The sequence below is a fragment of the Salinispora fenicalii genome, from assembly GCF_000514815.1.
Lineage (GTDB): Bacteria > Actinomycetota > Actinomycetes > Mycobacteriales > Micromonosporaceae > Micromonospora > Micromonospora fenicalii.
On sequence record NZ_AZWQ01000020.1, the window covers coordinates 16,488 to 36,087 of the forward strand.

15 protein-coding genes and 1 pseudogene are annotated in these 19,600 nt (G+C 70.1%); 11 read left to right on the plus strand and 5 right to left on the minus strand.

Going from position 1 to position 19,600, the window contains the following annotated elements:
• The first annotated feature begins 89 nt into the window (after positions 1-89).
• From uvrA to B116_RS0110200, 4 genes are all read left to right on the plus strand, one after another.
• The gene (gene uvrA, locus B116_RS0110180) at positions 90-3,044 is read left to right on the plus strand and encodes an excinuclease ABC subunit UvrA (RefSeq protein WP_027660025.1); all 2,955 of its coding nucleotides are present in this window, start codon (positions 90-92) and stop codon (positions 3,042-3,044) included.
• Positions 3,045-3,307: 263 nt separating this feature from the next.
• Positions 3,308-3,826 carry a Rieske (2Fe-2S) protein gene (locus B116_RS0110185; RefSeq protein ID WP_027660026.1) on the plus strand — a complete coding sequence of 173 codons (519 nt, stop codon included), beginning with the start codon at positions 3,308-3,310 and terminating at the stop codon, positions 3,824-3,826.
• 142 nt (positions 3,827-3,968) lie between these two features.
• Complete coding sequence (uvrC, locus tag B116_RS0110195) at positions 3,969-5,966, plus strand: excinuclease ABC subunit UvrC (protein ID WP_027660027.1); 1,998 nt, start codon at positions 3,969-3,971, stop codon at positions 5,964-5,966.
• 39 nt (positions 5,967-6,005) lie between these two features.
• Positions 6,006-6,848, plus strand: a complete 843-nt coding sequence (locus B116_RS0110200) for an alpha/beta fold hydrolase (protein ID WP_027660028.1) — start codon at positions 6,006-6,008, stop codon at positions 6,846-6,848.
• A 61-nt stretch (positions 6,849-6,909) separates the two neighbouring features.
• Here the strand turns inward: B116_RS0110200 and recQ are convergent, their stop codons facing one another.
• The 3 genes and pseudogenes from recQ to B116_RS26545 all read right to left on the minus strand — a co-directional run.
• Positions 6,910-8,751: a DNA helicase RecQ gene (gene recQ, locus B116_RS0110205; protein ID WP_027660029.1), complete on the minus strand. Its 1,842-nt coding sequence runs from the start codon at positions 8,749-8,751 to the stop codon at positions 6,910-6,912.
• A gap of 316 nt (positions 8,752-9,067) precedes the next feature.
• Complete coding sequence (locus B116_RS24990; RefSeq protein ID WP_188116017.1) at positions 9,068-10,405, minus strand: Dyp-type peroxidase; 1,338 nt, start codon at positions 10,403-10,405, stop codon at positions 9,068-9,070.
• 121 nt (positions 10,406-10,526) lie between these two features.
• A pseudogene (locus B116_RS26545) lies at positions 10,527-10,709 on the minus strand (IS630 family transposase); the annotation flags it as partial.
• A 370-nt stretch (positions 10,710-11,079) separates the two neighbouring features.
• Between B116_RS26545 and rapZ the strand changes: the two are divergent.
• The 7 genes from rapZ (at position 11,080) to secG (ending at position 17,677) form a co-directional block, all read left to right on the plus strand.
• Positions 11,080-11,988: an RNase adapter RapZ gene (rapZ, locus tag B116_RS0110220; protein ID WP_018722872.1), complete on the plus strand. Its 909-nt coding sequence runs from the start codon at positions 11,080-11,082 to the stop codon at positions 11,986-11,988.
• Positions 11,985-12,971 carry a gluconeogenesis factor YvcK family protein gene (locus B116_RS0110225; RefSeq protein WP_018722873.1) on the plus strand — a complete coding sequence of 329 codons (987 nt, stop codon included), beginning with the start codon at positions 11,985-11,987 and terminating at the stop codon, positions 12,969-12,971. Before rapZ ends, B116_RS0110225 begins: the two co-directional genes overlap by 4 nt.
• Positions 12,972-13,025: 54 nt before the next feature.
• On the plus strand, positions 13,026-14,006 hold the full coding sequence (gene whiA, locus B116_RS0110230) for a DNA-binding protein WhiA (protein ID WP_012014313.1): 981 nt from the start codon (positions 13,026-13,028) through the stop codon (positions 14,004-14,006).
• A gap of 265 nt (positions 14,007-14,271) precedes the next feature.
• On the plus strand, positions 14,272-15,276 hold the full coding sequence (gap, locus tag B116_RS0110235) for a type I glyceraldehyde-3-phosphate dehydrogenase (protein WP_018722874.1): 1,005 nt from the start codon (positions 14,272-14,274) through the stop codon (positions 15,274-15,276).
• A 52-nt stretch (positions 15,277-15,328) separates the two neighbouring features.
• Positions 15,329-16,528, plus strand: a complete 1,200-nt coding sequence (locus B116_RS0110240) for a phosphoglycerate kinase (RefSeq protein ID WP_018722875.1) — start codon at positions 15,329-15,331, stop codon at positions 16,526-16,528.
• Positions 16,529-17,320 carry a triose-phosphate isomerase gene (tpiA, locus tag B116_RS0110245; protein WP_027660031.1) on the plus strand — a complete coding sequence of 264 codons (792 nt, stop codon included), beginning with the start codon at positions 16,529-16,531 and terminating at the stop codon, positions 17,318-17,320. It abuts the gene before it with no gap.
• A 96-nt stretch (positions 17,321-17,416) separates the two neighbouring features.
• A complete protein-coding gene (gene secG / locus B116_RS0110250) occupies positions 17,417-17,677 on the plus strand; it encodes a preprotein translocase subunit SecG (protein ID WP_018251559.1) in 261 nt (86 codons plus the stop codon).
• A gap of 136 nt (positions 17,678-17,813) precedes the next feature.
• Here the strand turns inward: secG and pgl are convergent, their stop codons facing one another.
• Positions 17,814-18,584 (minus strand): 6-phosphogluconolactonase, encoded by a 771-nt coding sequence (gene pgl, locus B116_RS0110255; RefSeq protein WP_027660032.1) that lies wholly within the window; start codon positions 18,582-18,584, stop codon positions 17,814-17,816.
• Positions 18,581-19,594, minus strand: coding sequence for a glucose-6-phosphate dehydrogenase assembly protein OpcA (locus tag B116_RS0110260; RefSeq protein WP_027660033.1), 1,014 nt, complete (start codon positions 19,592-19,594; stop codon positions 18,581-18,583). The genes pgl and B116_RS0110260 overlap by 4 nt, the downstream gene beginning before the upstream one ends.
• Between the last annotated feature and the right edge of the window lie 6 nt (positions 19,595-19,600).

Below are 19,600 nucleotides of genomic sequence, written 5' to 3' on the forward strand. Positions count from 1 at the left end.
CCGCTCGGCCGCCATCCGGGGTCAGACATCCCGGGCGGGGTCGTCGGGCGACAACTGCCATCAATCCGCACCCCGGGAGTACACGCACCGTGGTTGACCGACTTATCATCCGTGGCGCGCGCGAGCACAACTTGCGTGACGTCAGTCTCGACCTGCCGCGGGACGCGCTCATCGTGTTCACCGGGCTGTCCGGTTCCGGCAAGTCGAGCCTGGCCTTCGACACTATCTTCGCCGAGGGGCAGCGGCGCTACGTCGAGTCGCTGTCGTCGTACGCGCGGCAGTTCCTCGGCCAGATGGACAAGCCGGATGTGGACTTCATCGAGGGGCTGAGCCCGGCCGTCTCCATCGACCAGAAGTCGACCTCCCGCAACCCCCGGTCGACTGTGGGCACGATCACGGAGGTCTACGACTACCTGCGTCTGCTCTTCGCCCGGATCGGTCAGCCGCACTGCCCGGTCTGCGGCGAGCGGATCTCCCGGCAGACCCCGCAGCAGATCGTTGACCGGGTCCTCGCCATGGCCGAGGGCACCCGGTTCATGGTGCTCGCACCGGTCGTCCGGGGTCGTAAGGGCGAATATGTGGACCTCTTCGCCGAGCTGCAGGCGAAGGGCTACGCCCGCGCCCGGGTGGACGGGGTGGTGCACCCGCTGACCGAGCCACCGAAGCTCAAGAAGCAGGAGAAGCACACCATCGAGGTGGTCATCGACCGGCTCACCGTGAAGCCGTCCGCCAAGCAGCGGCTGACGGACTCGGTCGAGGCGGCGCTCGGGCTCTCCAGCGGTCTGGTGCTGCTGGACTTCGTTGACCTGCCCGAGGACGACCCGGAGCGGGAGCGCCGCTACTCGGAGCATCTGGCCTGCCCCAACGACCACCAGCTCGCGATCGAGGACCTGGAGCCCCGGGTCTTCTCCTTCAACGCCCCCTACGGCGCGTGCTCGGAGTGCACCGGCCTGGGCACGAAGAAGGAGGTCGACCCGGAGCTGGTGATCCCGGACCCGGAGTGCACCCTGCGGGAGGGGGCGATCCAGCCCTGGTCCGGCGGGGAGTACTTCCTGCGTCTGCTGGGGGCGCTGGGCGAGGCGGAGCATTTCGATCTCGACACGCCGTGGCGGGCCCTGCCGGCCCGGATTCAGAAGACGATCCTGCACGGCGCCGACGACCAGGTGCACGTGCGTTACCGCAACAAGTATGGCCGGGAGCGCTCGTACTACACCGGCTTCGAGGGCGTGATGCAGTGGATCGAGCGCCGGCACTCGGATACCGAGTCGGAGTCGTCCCGGGAGAGGTACGAGGGCTATATGCGGGACGTGCCCTGTGCCGCCTGCGGCGGTGCCCGACTCAAGCCGGAGGTGCTGGCGGTCACCGTCGCCGGTCGGAGCATCGCCGAGGTGTGCGGGATGTCCGTCGGGGAGTGCGCCGAGTTGCTCGCCGGCGTCGAGTTGACCGATCGGCAGCGGCTGATCGCCGAACGGGTCCTCAAGGAGATCAACGCCCGGCTGCGGTTCCTGCTCGATGTCGGCTTGGACTACCTCTCTCTGGACCGCCCGGCCGGCACTCTCTCCGGGGGCGAGGCGCAGCGCATCAGGTTGGCCACCCAGATCGGTTCCGGCCTGGTCGGCGTCCTCTACGTGCTGGACGAGCCGTCGATCGGCCTGCACCAGCGAGACAACCACCGTCTGATCGAGACGCTGTTGCGCCTGCGTGGGCTCGGCAACACGTTGATCGTCGTCGAGCACGACGAGGACACCATCCGTACGGCGGACTGGATCGTTGATATCGGCCCGGGGGCGGGCGAACACGGCGGCCGGATCGTGCACAGCGGGTCGGTCCCGGCGTTGCTGGAGAACCCGGAGTCGCTGACCGGGGCCTATCTCGCTGGCCGGAAGGAGATCCCGACGCCGGAGCGGCGCCGTCCGCAGACGCCGGGCCGGGAGCTGACGGTGCTGGGGGCCCGCGAACACAACCTGCGGAACCTGACCGTGACGTTCCCGCTCGGTCAGTTGATCGCTGTCACCGGGGTTAGCGGATCCGGCAAGTCGACCCTGGTCAACGACATTTTGTACGCGGTGCTGGCCAACCAGGTCAACCGGGCGCGGCTGGTGCCGGGCCGGCACACCCGGGTCGCTGGGCTGGAACACGTGGACAAGGTCGTCGGGGTGGACCAGTCGCCGATCGGCCGCACCCCGCGCTCCAACCCGGCCACCTACACCGGCGTCTGGGATCACGTTCGCAAGCTGTTCGCCGAGACGGTCGAGGCCAAAGTCCGGGGGTACGGGCCGGGCCGGTTCTCGTTCAACGTCAAGGGGGGCCGATGTGAGGCCTGCTCCGGCGACGGCACGATCAAGATCGAGATGAACTTCCTACCCGACGTCTACGTGCCGTGTGAGGTCTGCAAGGGCGCTCGGTACAACCGGGAGACCTTGGAGGTGCGCTACAAGGGCAAGACCGTCTCGGACGTGCTGGAGATGCCGATCGAGGAGGCGGCGGAGTTCTTCTCCGCCATTCCGGCCATCCACCGGCACCTCCGGACGCTGGTGGACGTGGGGCTCGGCTACGTCCGGCTGGGCCAGCCCGCGCCGACCCTCTCCGGGGGTGAGGCGCAGCGGGTCAAGCTCGCCTCGGAGCTGCAGAAGCGTTCTACCGGTCGGACGGTCTACGTGCTCGACGAGCCGACCACCGGGCTGCACTTCGAGGACATCCGGAAGCTGCTGATGGTGTTGGAGGGGCTGGTCGACAAGGGCAACACTGTGATCACCATCGAGCACAACCTCGATGTGATCAAGACTGCCGACTGGATCATCGACATGGGGCCGGAGGGCGGCCATCGCGGCGGCACCGTCCTCGCGGCGGGTACCCCGGAGGAGGTCGCCGAGGTGCCCGAGAGCCACACCGGCCAGTTTGTGCGCCAGGTGCTCAAGCTCGATGGCGCGGCGCAGGGCGCGGCGCAGGCCACCTCCCGGGCGGCCAAGGCCAACGGTGCGAAGCCCCGCGCGGCCGGTACGAAGACCCGCGCCACCCGGAAGACCGCTGCCCCGGCTCAGTGACTGACCCACGTCACCGATCCCGGTCATGCCCACCGGTCCCGGCGTTGGGGTGACTCGGGCCGGTGGCGTGACCAGGGCGGCGGTGTGACCAGGGTGGTGGCATCGACTGGCCGGGTAGGGTCGCACGGGTGACCCCGGCGTTGACATCGAGCGTGGATGCCAGGAACGCGGCGCTGACCGGGTGAATCGACGGGAGCGCCGTCCGGGAAGCCGGTTGGGGCGTACATCATGGCGGCGGTTTGGTGGCCGAGGAGATTGCGGAAATGAGTGACGAGCAGATGCCGACGGGGACTGGCGTCGGAGCCGGCGCTGGCAGCGGAGCCGGGGCTGGCAACGGTGCCCGGACCCGGCGGGTGTTGCTGACCGGTGCGGGCGCTGTCGGCGCGGCGATGGCCCTGGCCGCCTGCGCCGACGACTCCACCGGCGAGACCGAGGTCAGCCCCGGCCCGGCGCTGACCGAGAGCGGCGACCCGGGTGGCGGCGATCGGGAGGGTGCCCAATCGCTGGCCCGGACCAGCGATATCCCGGTCGGGGGTGGCGCCGTCTACGCCGCCCAGGGGATTGTCATCACCCAGCCATCGCCGGGGGAGTTCAAGGGCTTCGACCCGATCTGCCCCCACCAGGGCTGCCCGGTGGCGAACGTTGACGGTGGCACGATCAACTGCACCTGTCACGGGAGCAAGTTCTCGATCGAGGATGGTGCGGTGCAGGCCGGCCCGTCGACCAAGCCTCTCGCCCCGCGGGACGTCAAGGTCACCGGCGACCGGATCTCGCTCGCCTGACCGAGCGGCCGGCGTGCCATGGGGCTGCCGGTGCTGGCGTGCCATGGGGTTGTCGGCGCTGGCGCGGCGGGGGCTGTTGGAGTGGTGTGCCAGGGGGCTGGCGGAGCAGGGGGCTGTCGGAGCCGGCGACTAGGCTCGGAACGTGGCTGATCCCTCGTCCTACCGTCCCGCCCCCGGCACGATCCCGGAATCACCGGGGGTCTACCGGTTCCGTGACGGGACCGGCCGGGTGATCTATGTTGGCAAGGCGCGCAACCTGCGTTCCCGGCTCAACTCCTACTTCGCCGACCCGGTCAATCTGCACCAGCGCACCCGGCAGATGGTCTTCACCGCCGAATCGGTGGACTGGATCTCCGTCGCCACCGAGGTCGAGGCGCTCCAGCAGGAGTTCACCGAGATCAAGCAGTACGATCCGCGGTTCAACGTCCGCTACCGGGACGACAAGTCCTACCCGTACCTGGCGGTCACCGTTGCCGAGGAGTTCCCCCGGCTCCAGGTCATGCGGGGAGCGAAGCGCAAGGGTGTGCGCTACTTCGGGCCGTACTCGCATGCCTGGGCGATTCGCGAGACGCTTGACCTGCTGCTCCGGGTCTTTCCGGCGCGTACCTGCTCGTCGGGGGTGTTCAAGCGGGCCGGTCAGGTCGGCCGCCCCTGTCTGCTGGGCTATATCGACAAGTGCTCCGCGCCCTGCGTCGGCAGCGTCTCCGCCGAGGAGCACCGGGCGATCGTGGACGGCTTCTGCGACTTCATGGGCGGCCGGGCCGACCTTATGGTCCGCCGGCTGGAGCGGGAGATGGCCGACGCCAGCGCGGAGCTGGAGTTCGAGCGGGCCGCCCGGCTCCGCGACGACCTGGCCGCACTGCGCCGGGCGATGGAGAAGCAGACCGTGGTCTTCGGCGACGGCACCGACGCCGATGTGGTCGCCTTCGCCGATGACCCGCTCGAGGCGGCTGTGCAGGTGTTTCACGTGCGGGACGGGCGCATCCGCGGCCAACGCGGTTGGGTGGTCGAGAAGACCGAGGAGCTGAGCATCGGCGATCTCGTCCACCATTTCTGCACCCAGGTGTACGGCGGGGAGCACGGTGAGGTGGATATCCCCCGGGAACTGCTCGTGCCCGAGCTGCCCGCCGATGTCGAGGCGCTCGCCGACTGGCTCTCCGACCACCGCGGCAGCCGGGTGACGCTGCGGGTGCCGCAGCGCGGCGACAAGCGGGCCCTGCTGGAGACGGTCGCGCGTAACGCCACCGACGCCCTGGCCCGGCACAAGCTCAAACGCGCCGGTGATCTGACCACCCGGAGCAAGGCCCTCGACGAGATCGCCGAGACGTTGGGCCTGCAGACGGCGCCGCTGCGCATCGAGTGTTACGACATCTCCCAGATCCAGGGCACCGACGTGGTGGCCAGCATGGTGGTTTTCGAGGACGGGCTGCCGCGCAAGAGCGAGTACCGGCGGTTCATCATCCGGGGCGCCACCGACGACCTCTCGGCGATGTCGGAGGTGCTGCGGCGGCGGTTCGCCCGCTACCTGGACGCGCGGGCCGAGACGGGGGAGGCCGGTGTCGAGTCGGCCGGTGACCCAGCCACCCCGGCCGGGCCGGCTTCGACCGGGCCGGGCGTGCCCGACGAGCCGCGGGTCGGCACCCTGGTCGACCCGACGACCGGCCGGCCGCGCAAGTTCGCCTACCCACCGCAGCTGGTGGTGGTGGACGGGGGTGCGCCGCAGGTAGCGGCGGCGGCGCAGGCCCTCGCCGAGTTGGGCGTCGATGATGTGGCGCTGTGCGGGCTGGCGAAGCGGCTGGAGGAGGTGTGGCTGCCCGACGACGACTTCCCGGCCATTCTGCCGCGCACCTCGCAGGGCCTCTACCTGCTGCAACGGGTACGGGACGAGGCGCACCGGTTCGCCATCACGTTCCACCGGCAGCGGCGTTCCCGGCGGATGACCGAGTCGGCGCTGGACCGGGTCCCCGGGCTGGGCGAGGTGCGGCGCAAGGCGCTGCTGCGCCACTTCGGCTCGCTGAAGCGGCTCTCCGCCGCCTCGGTGGAGGAGATCACCGAGGTCCCTGGGGTCGGCAAGCGGACCGCCGAGGCGATCCTCGCCGCGCTCGGCGATTCGACGCAGCCAGATGAACCCCGCACCTAGTACGTGTCTATCTGAGCGTTGCTGACAGAAGGGTTGGGCATGCTGAAGGTGACATCCGCGGACGGCACGGCGATCGCGTACGAACGCTACGGAGAGCACGGTGCGGATTCGCTGATCGTGGTCGGCGGCGCCACCTGCGACCGGGCGAAGACCCGCCAGCTGGCCGAAGGGCTCGGCGCCCACCTACCGGTCGTCAACTATGACCGCCGTGGGCGGGGCGACAGCGGCGACTCCAGCCCGTACGCCGTCGAGCGGGAGGTCGAGGATATCGCTGCCCTCGTCAACGATCTCGGTGCCGACGCCATCCTGTACGGGCACTCGTCCGGTGCCGCACTGGTGCTGCATGCCGCGGCAGCCGGGGTGCCGGCCAAGGCGATCGTGCTCCACGAACCACCGTTCGGCGCGGACATCGACGAGGACCGCCAGGAGGCCCGCGACTACGCCGAGGCCCTGACCACGCTGCTGTCGGAGGATCGACGCGACGACGCGGTGGCGCTGTTCTTCCAGACCACCGGCGTGCCGGCGGAGGTGGTGGCCGAGCTGCGCCACGAGCCGTGGTGGGCCGACGTGGTGGCACTCGCGCCGACGCTCGCCTACGACTCGGCGGTCATGGGCGACCGTAGCCGCGGTGGCATCCTGCCGGTGGAGGTCGCCGCCCGGGTTTCTGTCCCTGCGCTGGTGCTCAGCGGCGGCGAGAGCCCAGACTGGATGATCGAGGTGGCCCGTGCCGCCGCTGCGGCGCTGCCGCAGGGCACGCATCGGGTGCTGCCCGGCGAGGGGCACATACCGTCGTCGCAGACCCTCGCCCCGGTGCTGACGGAGTTCATCGCCCGAGGCTGCACCGTCGATGACACCGGCACGGACCTGCACACACCCGGCTAACGTGGGTCACGTGGACGAGGTTGGGCTACGGGAGCTGCGGCAGAACGCCAGCGACCTGTGATTAAGCCGGGTGTGGGCCGTCGGCGAGTACGGCCAGCACCTGCTCGCCGTACTTCGCCAGCTTTGCCTCGCCGACGCCACTGACCTGAGAAAGGTCGGCCAGGGCGGCCGGCGCGTCGGTGGCGATCTGCCGCAGCGTGGCATCGTGGAAGATCACATAGGCGGGCACGCCCTGCTCCTTGGCGGTGGCGGCCCGCCAGGCACGCAGCCGCTCGAAGGCCTCGGCGGCGGCTGGCGCCAGCTCGGCGACCACGGTGGCCGCGCCGCGCGGCTTCGCCGGTCGGGCCTTCCGGGCCGGCTCGCGGCGGAGCATGACGGTGCGACGCCGGCCCAGCACCTCCGCGCTGGTGTCGGTGAGGGCCAGAGTGCCGTAGTCTCCCTCGACCGCCAGCAGCCCCTCGGCGAGCAGCTGCCGGACCACCCCCCGCCACTCCGCCTCGCTCAGCTCGGTGCCGATGCCGAAGACCGTCAGGGAGTCGTGCCGGTGCTGCTTGATTTTGTCGGTGACGCGGCCGAGCAGGATGTCGACGCAGTGCCCGGCGCCGAAGCGTTGGTTACGTTCCCGGTCGAGCCGGTAGACCGTGGAGAGCAGCTTCTGCGCGGCGACCGTGCCGTCCCACGACTCGGGCGGCTGCAGGCAGGTGTCGCAGTTGCCGCAGGCGGCGGCGGTCTCGCCGAAGTAGTCCAAGAGCTGCACCCGCCGGCAGCGGACCGTCTCGCAGAGCGCGAGCATCGCCTCCAGATGGGCGGCGAGGTTTCGCCGGTGCGCCAGGTCCCCCTCCGAGGTGTCGATCAGCCGGCGCTGTTGCACCACATCCGTCAGACCGTAGGCGAGCCAGGCCGTCGCCGGCAGGCCGTCCCGTCCGGCGCGGCCGGTCTCCTGGTAGTAGCCCTCCACCGACTTCGGTAGATCAAGGTGGGCGACGAACCGTACGTCTGGCTTGTCGATGCCCATCCCGAACGCGATCGTCGCGACCATGACCAGGCCGTCCTCGCGCAGGAAACGCTGCTGGTGTCGAGCACGGGTGACCGCGTCCAGGCCGGCGTGGTAGGGCAGCGCGGCGATGCCGTTGTCGACCAGGAACTCCGCCGTCTTCTCCACGCTGGCCCGGGAGAGGCAGTAGATGATGCCGGCGTCCCCCGGGTGCTCGTCCCGGAGCAGGGCCAGCAGCTGCCGCTTCGGCTCCCGCTTCGCCGCGATGCGGTACTGGATGTTGGGTCGGTCGAAGCTGGCGACGAAGTGTCGGGCCGAGGTGAGCTGGAGCCGGGTGGCGATCTCGTCCCGGGTGGCGCTGGTCGCGGTGGCGGTCAACGCCACCCGGGGCACCCCCGGCCAACGTTCGTGCAGCATCGACAGGGCGAGGTAGTCCGGGCGGAAGTCGTGCCCCCACTGCGACACGCAGTGCGCCTCGTCGATCGCGAAGAGGCTGATCCGCCCCTGGTCGAGCAGGTGCTGCACGCCCCGGGTGCCCAGGGCCTCCGGGGCGAGGTAGAGCAGATCCAGCTCCCCGGCGACGAAGGCCCGCTCGACGGCGCGGCGGGCGTCGAGGTCCAGCGTCGAGTTGAGGAAGCCTGCCCGGACCCCGACCGCGGTCAGCGCGTCGACCTGGTCCTGCATCAGCGCGATCAACGGTGACACCACCACCGCGACTCCGTCCCGCAGCAGCGCCGGGATCTGGTAGCAGAGCGACTTGCCGCCGCCGGTGGGCATCAGCACCAGGGCGTCCCCGCCGGCCGCCAGGTGCTCGATGACCTCCTGCTGGAAGCCCCGGAAGGCGTCGTAGCCGAAGATACGCCGCAGTGTTTCCAGCGCGGCGGGCTGCTGGTCGGTGGGGGAGGGCATGGGGCGCAGTCTACGAGTGGCCCCTGACGCGACGGTTCAGCCATGCCAGGTAGCCCGGTGGCTCGGCGCTGCGCGGCGAGTAGCCGGCCGAGGTACTGCACGAGTTCCCTCGGGGCGTCGACCGTGGCACGCTAGGTAGTCACGTGGAGCCGTCTCGAAGACGTGGATCTGTCGCAAGGACATGCCTATCGATGGCTCCACGCCTGTTTCCATCGCCGCTCGACTCAGCACCTTTGCCCGTGTCGCACCAGACAACCCTTATGTATCGCTGAGATCAGCGCACTGCCGAAGGCTCGTATATCCATGCCCGAAATCGCTAGGCGATGCCCGCGAGTAGTTCGTGGCCGAGGTGCTGGCCTGGCTGCACTCCGGGAGGCACCGCATAAAGGGCGCTGGCCACTGTCAGCATGAACGTCGCCAAGTCGTCGGATGCCGCGATGTGCCGTTGCGCCGGTACGAATTGTCGACCTGGGTCGGCGTTGAAGGTAACGAACAGCAGTCCGGCGTCATACGCGTTGTGGGCGGCGCCTCGTCCGGCTGGTCCATGGTCGTGATCAATGGCCGGGTCCGCGGGAGGGTGCGCCTGCTGGGAGTTGTCGGACGCATTGAAGCCATCGTCGTAGTTGTAGCCACGCCGGTACATGGGAAAGCGATGCATACCCCTCACGTGTGCCCTGGCGTGGATTGGTGGCGATCCGGCGGAATCGCGGGCGGTAAGGTCGACCGGCGTGTGGAGCGGTGCGTCCGCCGGCGCCGACAAGGGACTTCCCTCCACCAGCCGGCGGCCGACCACACGATCCTGTTCAGCGGCCGGCGTGCTGTGCCACGGCCCTAACCGCAGTCGTATCTTCCGAAAGACCCCATACGTTCCCCCGCGCATCCACGCCTGCTCGGACGTGGAGGTCGACAGCACCAGCTGCTGGGCAAGGTCGCTGTTCGGCGATGGATTCGCGGTGCCATCATGATGCCCGATCAGGCTGCGTTGCGGCGCGCCATCAGAGCTAGGTGAGGAAAAGCCATGCTGACTCCACCGAAGTGTGGCACGGCCGACCGCTACCGCCCGTAGCTCGAGAAACGCGTGCGTGAGTATCTGACGATCGTCAGCGCACAGCTGGACCACCACGTCGCCGTCACTGCTGCTTGCGGACAGTTGGTCGCCGGGGAAGGCGGGTAGGGGGGTGAGACCGATCGGGCGCCGATCGGCGAGCCCGAAGCGACTGTCAAACAGCGAGGGTCCGAACCCCCAGGTGATCGTCAGCTGGGCGGGCTCCAGGCCGAGCGCCAACCCGCTATCGGGACGTAACTCCGTTCGCCGGCCCTGTCGACCATGTACCTCCCGGCCAGCAGTAAGGGCCTCACACGCCAGCGTCCACTCCTTCAGCAGCGCGGTCAGATCCTTGATGTCGGGGGACACTATATTGAAGGAGGAGAAGATCACGTGCCGCTGTGGCGGCGTCCAGATACCTGCCTGAACGGGGCCGTGGAAAGCGACTGTTGCCGCGTCGTCGGCCTCCGGAGCCGCGGGATCAGAATGCTCCTCGTCAGCACCAGGCACGCCATTAGCGAGGACCGCGCCACCGGCCGCCGACACCACCCCTGTGGCGGCCAACCCTCCAAGTAACCTGCGCCGACTCAACGAATTCGTATCGCCCACTTGCCTCGTCACCCTGTCATCACCACATCGCTTCTCGAACGACGGGTAGTCGCCGCGGGGTCTGGTGGAGTTCCCGAATTCCCGCGGGGTGACTTTCGTCATGATCCGGAACTCCCGGCGCTGCGGCGAACAGGGTTGTGGTGCCGTGGCGCATGTAGTCGTGGGTCATCGTGCCGGCCCGCCCGGGCCTGAGCGGCAGGCTCGCCTGGGTGTGGTCCAGAGCCTGGATCTGGGACTTCTCGTCCATGCACAAGACCACCGCCTTGTCCGGCGGGTTCAGGTACAGGCCCACGACGTCGGCCACGGCCCGGCGCGACCTTGCCCAGCTCGGCCAGCCCACGCTCGGCGAACTCGGACCGCCATGCCCGCAACCGTCACCCGGGTCACCCCGGCCGGGCTGGGCCACCCGAGCGCCGTGGGACCGGTCGACGTGGGGCGGACCATTGACCTGCTCGTTAGCGGGACGCCCAGGCGTGCCGCACTGCGGGGCACCCTCCGAAAGGGCGGCAGCCTGCGATTGTCGCGGGCGGAGAAGATGTGGTGGCCGATGGTGAGCGGACTGTCCCGTTGTCGGGAATGTGACGCGGGAGATCTGTGCCGATCGGCGGGTTAGAGTCGCTGTTCGAACCCGTGGCCCGATTCCCGGTCGCGGTGCCACAGGTTGGGGGTACTAGGTGATCGAGGGGCAGACGAGCGTGTCGGGTGGGCCCGACCCGTCGGATACTGACACCACGCTCGTGGTGGTGACCGGGGTTTCCGGCGGTGGGCGCAGCACCGTCGCCCGCGCCCTGGAGAATGTCGGCTACTACGTGGTCGACAACCTGCCCCAGGCGCTGATGCTGGACATGGCCGAGCTGGCGATGAAGGCCGGTGGCGCCGCCCGGCGTACGGCGATGGTGCTCGACGTGCGCTCCCGGGCGTTCTCCACCGACCTGGCCGGAGCGATCCGAGAACTCAAGGAGCGGGGTTTCGCCCCGCGGGTGGTCTTCGTTGACGCCGACGACGAGGTGTTGATCCGGCGCTTTGAGAGCGTCCGGCGTTCGCACCCGTTGCAGGGGGAGGGGCGGCTCGCGGACGGCATCGCGGTGGAGCGCGGGCTGCTGGAGGGGGCCCGTGACCAGGCCGATGTGTTCGTCGACACCAGCCACCTCAACGTCAATCAGCTGCGTCGGCGGATCGAGGAGCTCTTCGGCGCCGAGGATGCCCGCCGGCTGCGGGTGACTGTGGTGTCGTTCGGTTTCAAGTACGGCGTGCCGCCGGATGCCGACTTCGTCTGCGACGCCCGGTTCCTGCCGAACCCGTACTGGGTTCCGGAACTGCGCGAGCACACCGGGCAGGTGGAGGCGGTCAGTTCGTACGTGTTGGGCCAGGCGGGCGCCGAGGACTTCGTGGCGACCTACGCCGACCTGCTCAACGCCACCACCGCCGGATTCGAGCGGGAGGGTAAGCGCTATCTGACCGCCGCCGTCGGTTGCACCGGCGGCAAGCACCGCAGTGTCGCCATCGCCGAGGAGTTGGCCGCGCGGCTGCGCAAGACCGGCCTCGCCGCCAACGCGCAGCACCGGGACCTGGGGCGCGAGTGACGGCCATCCGGGTGGTCGCCTTCGGTGGTGGGCACGGACTCTCCGCTTCGCTGCGGGCACTGCGGCGCTGCGCTCCCGAACTCGACCTTGATCTGACCGCTGTGGTGACGGTCGGCGACGATGGCGGGTCCAGTGGCCGGCTGCGCGCGGAGCGGGGCGGGCTCCCGCCGGGGGACCTGCGGCAGGCGCTCGTCGCGCTGGCCGGTGATCACCCCGCCACCCAGCGCAGCGCCGGGCTCTTCCAGCACCGCTTCGCCGCGGTCCCGACGACCGGCGACCGGGCGGCCACCGCGAGCGGACTGACCGGGCACGCCGTCGGCAATCTCGTGCTCTGCGGGCTGATGGAGCTGCTCGGCGACCCGGTGGCGGCGCTGGAGCACGCCGGCGCGATGCTGGGCACGGTCGGGCGGGTGCTGCCGATGTCCTGCGAGCCGATCGGGATCGAGGCGCGGGTCCGGGGAGCTGACCGCGGCCGGCCGACCGAGGTGAGCATCGTCAGCGGCCAGCATCAGGTGGCCGTCACCACTGGGCGGGTCGAGTCGCTGCGGCTGAACCCGGAGGCGCCGGCGGCTTGCCCCGAGACGCTGGCCGCCATCGGCGCGGCCGACTGGCTCCTCTTCGGCCCGGGTAGCTGGTACACCAGCGTACTGCCGCACCTGTTGGTGCCGGAGCTGGCCGCGGCGATCGTCGCGAGCCCCGCCCGCCGGCTGGTCACCCTGAACCTGGCCGCCGAGAAGGAGACGTTCGGGCTCTCCGTCGCTGATCACCTGGCCGAGCTGCGGTGGTACCTGCCGAAGCTGCAGGTCGACTGCGTACTCGGAGACCTCAAGGCGGTGGGTGATCCCGATCCGGTCGAGCGTGCGGCAGAATCGCTGGGTGCTCGGCTGATCCTCGCCCCGGTCGCGGTCAACGATGGCACACCCTGTCATGATTCGGTTGCTCTCGCCGCTGCTTTGGTGCCGGTCCTGGGTGCCGCTCGTTAGACACGTACGTAATCTCCGGCGACACGCCGGAACCGGTCCGTGAGAGGACGCACAATGGCGATGACGGCGGCGGTTAAGGACGAGCTGAGCCGGGTTGACGTGCCCAAGCCCTGCTGCCGGCGGGCGGAGATGGCGGCGCTGCTGCGCTTCGCCGGCGGGTTGCACATCGTCTCCGGTCGGGTGGTCGTGGAGGCCGAGTTGGACACCGGGGCGGTGGCCCGGCGGCTGCGGCGGGAGATCGCCGAGGTCTACGGCTACCCCAGCGAGATCCACGTCCTCGCCTCCGGTGGTCTGCGCAAAGGCAGCCACTTCATCGTGCGGGTGGTCAAGGACGGCGAGTTCCTGGCCCGGCAGACCGGGTTGCTCGATGTCCGTGGTCGTCCGGTGCGGGGCCTGCCACCGCACGTGGTGGCCGCCAACGTCTGCTGCGCGGTCTCGGCGTGGCGCGGCGCCTTCATGGCGCACGGTTCGTTGACCGAGCCGGGTCGCTCCAGTGCGATGGAGATCACCTGCCCCGGCCCGGAGTCGGCACTTGCTCTGGTCGGCGCGGCCCGCCGGATCGGCATCGCCGCGAAGAACCGCGAGGTGCGCGGCGTGGACCGGGTGGTCGTCAAGGACGGTGACGCCATCGCCGCCCTGCTCACCCGGATCGGTGCCCACGCCAGCGTGCTGGCCTGGGAGGAACGTCGGGTCCGGCGGGAGGTGCGGGCCACCGCGAACCGGTTGGCGAACTTCGATGACGCGAACCTGCGACGGTCGGCGCGCGCCGCGGTCGCCGCCGCCGCCCGGGTCACCCGTGCCCTGGAGATCCTTGCCGACGACGCGCCGCATCACCTGACCTCGGCTGGGCGGCTGCGGCTGGAGCACCGCCAGGCATCGCTGGAGGAACTGGGCGCGCTCGCCGACCCGCCGTTGACCAAGGACGCGATCGCCGGGCGGATCCGGCGGCTGCTCGCGCTCGCCGACAAGCGCGCCCGCGATCTCGGCATCCCGGATACCGAAGCGGCAGTCACGCCGGACATGCTCGTGGTCTGATAGGACGGTGGTGGCTTACGGGGCGGCAGGATCGCCACCCGCCGCAGCGTGAACCCCCGTGCTCGGATAGGGTCGCTGCGTACGGCAAGGGAGCCGGCACTCGGCATTCCTCGCCGTGCGCACCGCCTCGGGCGGTCGGTCCCTCGGACCGCGGCGGGGCGGCCGAGATGAACCGTCAAACGGCCGGTTCCACCGGCTGGCGCAGACTAGTCGCCGGCCCGTGGGTCATCACGCCGGCGGACTAGAACGCGAGGAGATGGGACCTGTGACCATCCGGGTTGGCATCAACGGCTTCGGCCGGATCGGCCGTAACTTCTTCCGGGCAGTGCTGGCGTCCGGCGCTGACGTCGAGGTCGTTGCGGTCAACGACCTGACCGACAACGCGACGCTTGCCCACCTTGTCAAGTACGACAGCATCCTCGGCCGGCTGCCGCACGAGGTGAAGGCCAGCGCGGACGAGATCACCGTGGGCGGCAAGACCATCAAGACGTACGCCGAGAAGGACCCGGCGAAGCTGCCCTGGGGCGAGCTGGGCGTGGACGTGGTCATCGAGTCCACCGGCTTCTTCACCGACGCCACCAAGGCGAAGGCGCACATTGACGGCGGCGCCAAGAAGGTGATTATCTCCGCGCCGGCGAAGAACGAAGACGTCACCGTCGTGATGGGCGTCAACCACGCGGAGTATGACCCGGCCAAGCACGCCATCATCTCCAACGCCTCCTGCACCACCAACTGTCTGGCGCCGATGGCGAAGGTCCTGCAGGACACGTTCGGCATCGAGCAGGGTCTGATGACCACCATCCACGCCTACACCCAGGACCAGAACCTCCAGGACGCCCCGCACAAGGACATGCGCCGCGCCCGCGCCGCCGCGCTGAACATCGTGCCGACCTCCACCGGTGCGGCGAAGGCGATCGGCCTGGTGCTGCCGGAGCTCAAGGGCCGGCTGGACGGCTACGCGCTGCGGGTGCCGATCCCGACCGGATCCGCCACCGACCTGACCGTCACCGTCGGCCGGGAGACCACGGTGGACGAGGTCAACGCCGCGATGAAGGCGGCCGCCAACGGCCCGCTCAACGGCGTTCTGTCCTACAACGAGGACCCGATCGTCTCGGCCGACATCGTCACCGACCCGGCGTCCTGCATCTTCGACGCCCCGCTGACCAAGGTGATCGGCAACCAGGTGAAGATCGTCGGCTGGTACGACAACGAGTGGGGCTACTCGAACCGCCTGGTGGATCTCGTGAAGCTGGTTGGTCAGTCGCTGTGAGTGCGCGTAGGCAGCTCGCGGGGGGCCTGGTGACGAAGGGAAGGTCGGTCCGGTGACTATCCGCACCCTCGACGACCTGCTCGCCGAGGAGGTAACGGGTCGGCGGGTGTTGGTCCGCGCGGACCTGAACGTCCCGCTCGACAAGCAGACTGGTCAGATCACCGACGACGGCCGGATCCGGGCCGTGCTGCCGACCCTGGGCGCCCTGGTCCAGGCCGGCGCGAAGGTGGTCGTCTGCTCCCACCTGGGGCGGCCGAAGGGCAGCCCCGACCCGGCGTTCAGCCTGCGCCCGGTCGCCGGGCGGCTCGGTGAGCTGCTCGGCGCGCCGGTGCACTTCGCCGAGGACACGGTCGGCGACTCGGCCCGGTCCACCGTGGCCGGCCTCGCCGACGGTCAGGTCGCCCTGCTGGAAAACCTCCGGTTCAACCCGGGTGAGACCAGCAAGGACGAGGCGGAGCGGGGCGCCTTCGCCGACCAGCTCGCCGCGCTCGCCGACGCGTACGTGGACGACGCGTTCGGCGCGGTGCACCGTCGACACGCCAGCGTGTACGACGTACCGGCCCGGCTGCCGCACGTGGCGGGCCGGCTGGTGCTGCGCGAGGTGGAGGTGCTCGGCACCCTCGCCGGGGAGCCGGACCGCCCGTACGTGGTGGTGCTCGGTGGGTCGAAGGTCTCCGACAAGCTGGCGGTGATCGAGGCGTTGCTGCCGAAGGTCGACCGGCTGCTGGTCGGCGGCGGCATGTGTTTCACCTTCCTCAAGGCGCAGGGTCACGAGGTGGGCTCCTCGCTGTTGGAGGAGGAGATGGTCGAGACCTGTCGGAGCCTGCTGGAGCGGGCCGATGGCAAGATCATGCTTCCGGTTGACGTGGTGGCGGCGGACGCGTTTGCCCCCGACGCCGCGCACGACACGGTGCGGGCCGACGGGATCCCCAGCAAGCGGGTCGGGCTCGACATCGGCCCGGAGACGGTGGCTGGTTTCGCCGCCGCGTTGCGGGACGCTCGGACGATCTTCTGGAACGGCCCGATGGGCGTGTTCGAGATGGCGGCCTTCGCGCACGGCACCCGCGGCGTCGCCGAGGCGATCGCGAAGTCGGACGCGTTCACCGTGGTCGGCGGCGGCGACTCCGCCGCCGCGGTGCGGGCCCTCGGCCTCGACGAGCAGGCGTTCAGCCACATCTCAACCGGCGGTGGCGCCAGTCTTGAGTACCTGGAGGGCAAGACCCTCCCCGGCATCGCGGCCTTGGAGAACTGAATGGCCAACCCCACCCGCCGGCCCCTGATGGCCGGCAACTGGAAGATGAACCTTAACCATCTCGAGGCGAATCTGCTGGTGCAGAAGCTCGCCGCGAGTCTCACCGCGCAGCAACTCACCGATGTCGAGACGGTGGTGCTGCCGCCGTTCACCGACCTACGGACGGTGCAGACCGCCGTGGACGGGGACAAGCTGCTGGTTGGCTATGGCGCGCAGGACCTCTCGCCGCACGCGTCGGGTGCGCACACCGGTGACATCGCCGGGCCGATGCTGACGAAGCTGGGCTGCACCTACGTGACGGTCGGCCACTCCGAGCGGCGGGCGAACCACTACGAGGATGACGCGGTCGTCAACGCGAAGGTGCAGGCGGCCCTCACCCATGGCCTCAGCCCGATCCTCTGCGTGGGGGAGGGGCTGGACGTCCGGGAGCAGGGCAGCCAGGTGGTGCACTGCAACGACCAGCTCGACGCCGCCCTCAAGGGGATCTCCGCCGAGCAGGTGACCCAGGTTGTCGTCGCGTACGAGCCGGTCTGGGCGATCGGCACCGGCAAGACGGCCACCCCGGAGGACGCCCAGGAGGTGTGTGGGGCGCTCCGTCAGCGCCTTGCCGGGCACTTCGGTTCGGAGACGGCCGATCAGGTTCGGATCCTGTACGGCGGGTCGGTCAAGTCGTCGAACGTAGCTGCCATCATGGCTCAGCCGGACGTGGACGGCGCCCTTGTCGGCGGCGCCAGCCTGGACGCTGAGGAGTTCGCGAAGATCTGCCGGTTCCCGGAGCACACCACCGGCTGATCACTTCGCTATCCTTGACTCCGCCCGTCCGCCGGTCGGTGCCGCCGTGCCCGTTCTGCTCGGGCGAGGATCGCAACGAGAGGACTGTCCCCCGCCATGCCGATCTGGTTCGCGTACACGTTGATCGTGTTGTTGGTCATTACGAGCGTCATGCTCACCCTGCTGATCCTGCTACACCGGGGTAAGGGCGGTGGGATGTCCAGCATGTTCGGCGGCGGGGTCAGCTCCAGCCTGGCTGGGTCGTCGGTCGCGGAGAAGAACCTGGACCGTTACACCGTTCTGGTGGGCATCGTCTGGTTCGCCTGCATCGTCGGTCTTGGGCTCTGGCTGCGTCTTCAGCAGTCCAGCCTCGGCTGAGCCCAGCACGTCGAGTCACCACCGCGCGCGGTTCGTCTTCGGACGACCGCGCGCGGTTCCGCTTCACCCATCCAGCTGTCGGTGTTGCCGCCCAGCGGTGCCGCAGCGTACGCTGCGGCACCGCTGGGCGGGCAGGTCAGCGGAGGCTGCGGAAACGGGCGGGTAGGTCGGCGGCGGCGCTCCGATCCAGCAGCCAGAGCGTGCGGTTGATGCCGCGCACACCCGCGGCCGGTAGCTGCACCGGCCCCGCACCAGCCAGCGCCAGGCCGACCGCGCGGGCTTTGTCCGCGCCGCTGGCGACCAGCCAGACCTCCTCCGCAGTGTTGATTGTCGGCAGGGTGAGGGTGGTCCGGATCGGCGGCGGCTTCGGGCTACCCCGGACGGCACTGACCGGCCGGCTCTCGTAGTGCACCGGATGCTCCGGGAAGACCGATGCCACGTGCCCGTCCTCACCCACGCCCAGCAGGAGCACGTCAAAGTGGGGGAGAGCGGCGGTGCCGGGGCGGGCTGCCTGGGCCAGCTCCGCCGCGTACCGGGCGGCGGCCTCCTCCGGGTCGCTGCCGGCCGGGTCGTCCGAAGCCGGCATCGGGTGCACCCGGGCCGGGTCTAGCGGCACCGCGTCCAGGAGCGCCGCCCGGGCCTGCGTCGCGTTGCGCTGCGGGTCACCCTCGGGCAGGAACCGTTCGTCGCCCCACCAGACGTCCACCCGGGACCAGTCGACCGCCTCGCGGGCGGGCAGGGCCGCCAAGGCCCGGTAGACGGCGGCGGCGATCCGCCCGCCGGTCAACACCACTGACGCCTGACCGCGCCCGGTCTGCGCATCGAGGATTCGGACCAGTAACCGGGCGGCCACCGCCTGCGCCAACAGATCGGCGTCGGCGTGGACCGCGATACTCGCCTCGCTCATGCCCGCGCGATCCCAGCGTGCGCGGTGATCCCCGCCTCGGCCCGCCGGGCCTGAGCCGGGTCCTTCCAGACATGCACCCGCTGGGCGGGACGGCGTTGCAGCCCGGAGAGCCCCGTGGCGGCGCCGAGCGCCTCCGCGTACACCTGGTCCGCGTCGAGCCGGCGTAACTCCTCGGCCAGCTCGTCGCCGAGGGGCCGGCGCACCAGCGGCAGGAGGCGGTCATCCTGGCCGGTGCGGCGGAACACCGCCATGCTGTCGTTGCGGGTCAGCGTCAGCTCGTCGCCGTTGGCGCAGCGCAATTGCACCTCATGCATCCGGGAGTACTGGTCGGTGTGCCGCCACTCGGGGTCGATCCCCAGCCGGGAGGCGAGCCAGCCGCGCATCAGCGCGGCCGTCGGATCGGTCGGTGGCGCCACCACGGTCGCCGCGGTGACTCGCGCCTCGGTGGTGTCGAAGGCGCCCGCCACCAGGGTGCGCCACAACGTGACCCGGGTCCAGGCCAGGTCGGTGTCGCCGGGCGCGTAGTCGTGCGCCCGCTGTCGCAGCGCCTCGATCGGGTTATCGGCCTGCGCGGTGTCGGTGATGCGCCGGTCGGCCACCACACCCAGGAAGTCGGTGGCGATCTCGGCGGGCGGATCCCCGTGCCACCAGGTCACCACCGGTACGTCCGGCACCAGCAGCGGCATCACCACCGACTCGGCGTGCAGGGCCAGCCGCCCGTGCATTCGGGCCACCACCGCCTCGCCAGGGCCGAGCCGGCCTCCCACCACGATCTCCGCGTCCAGCCGGTTCCGGTTCCGATCCACGTCAGAACGGACCACGATCAGCAGCCGGCACGGGTGGGCGGCGGAAGCGATCGTCGCCGCTGCCTCCGCCTCGCGGACCCGCTTCTCGTCCACCACCACGACCAGGGTGAGTGCCATGCCACTGGCCACCCCGCCGGCACTGCGCCGTTCGGCAGCGAGCGCCTTGACCACCTCGTTGCCGGTGGTGTCCCACAGGCCGATCATCGCTGC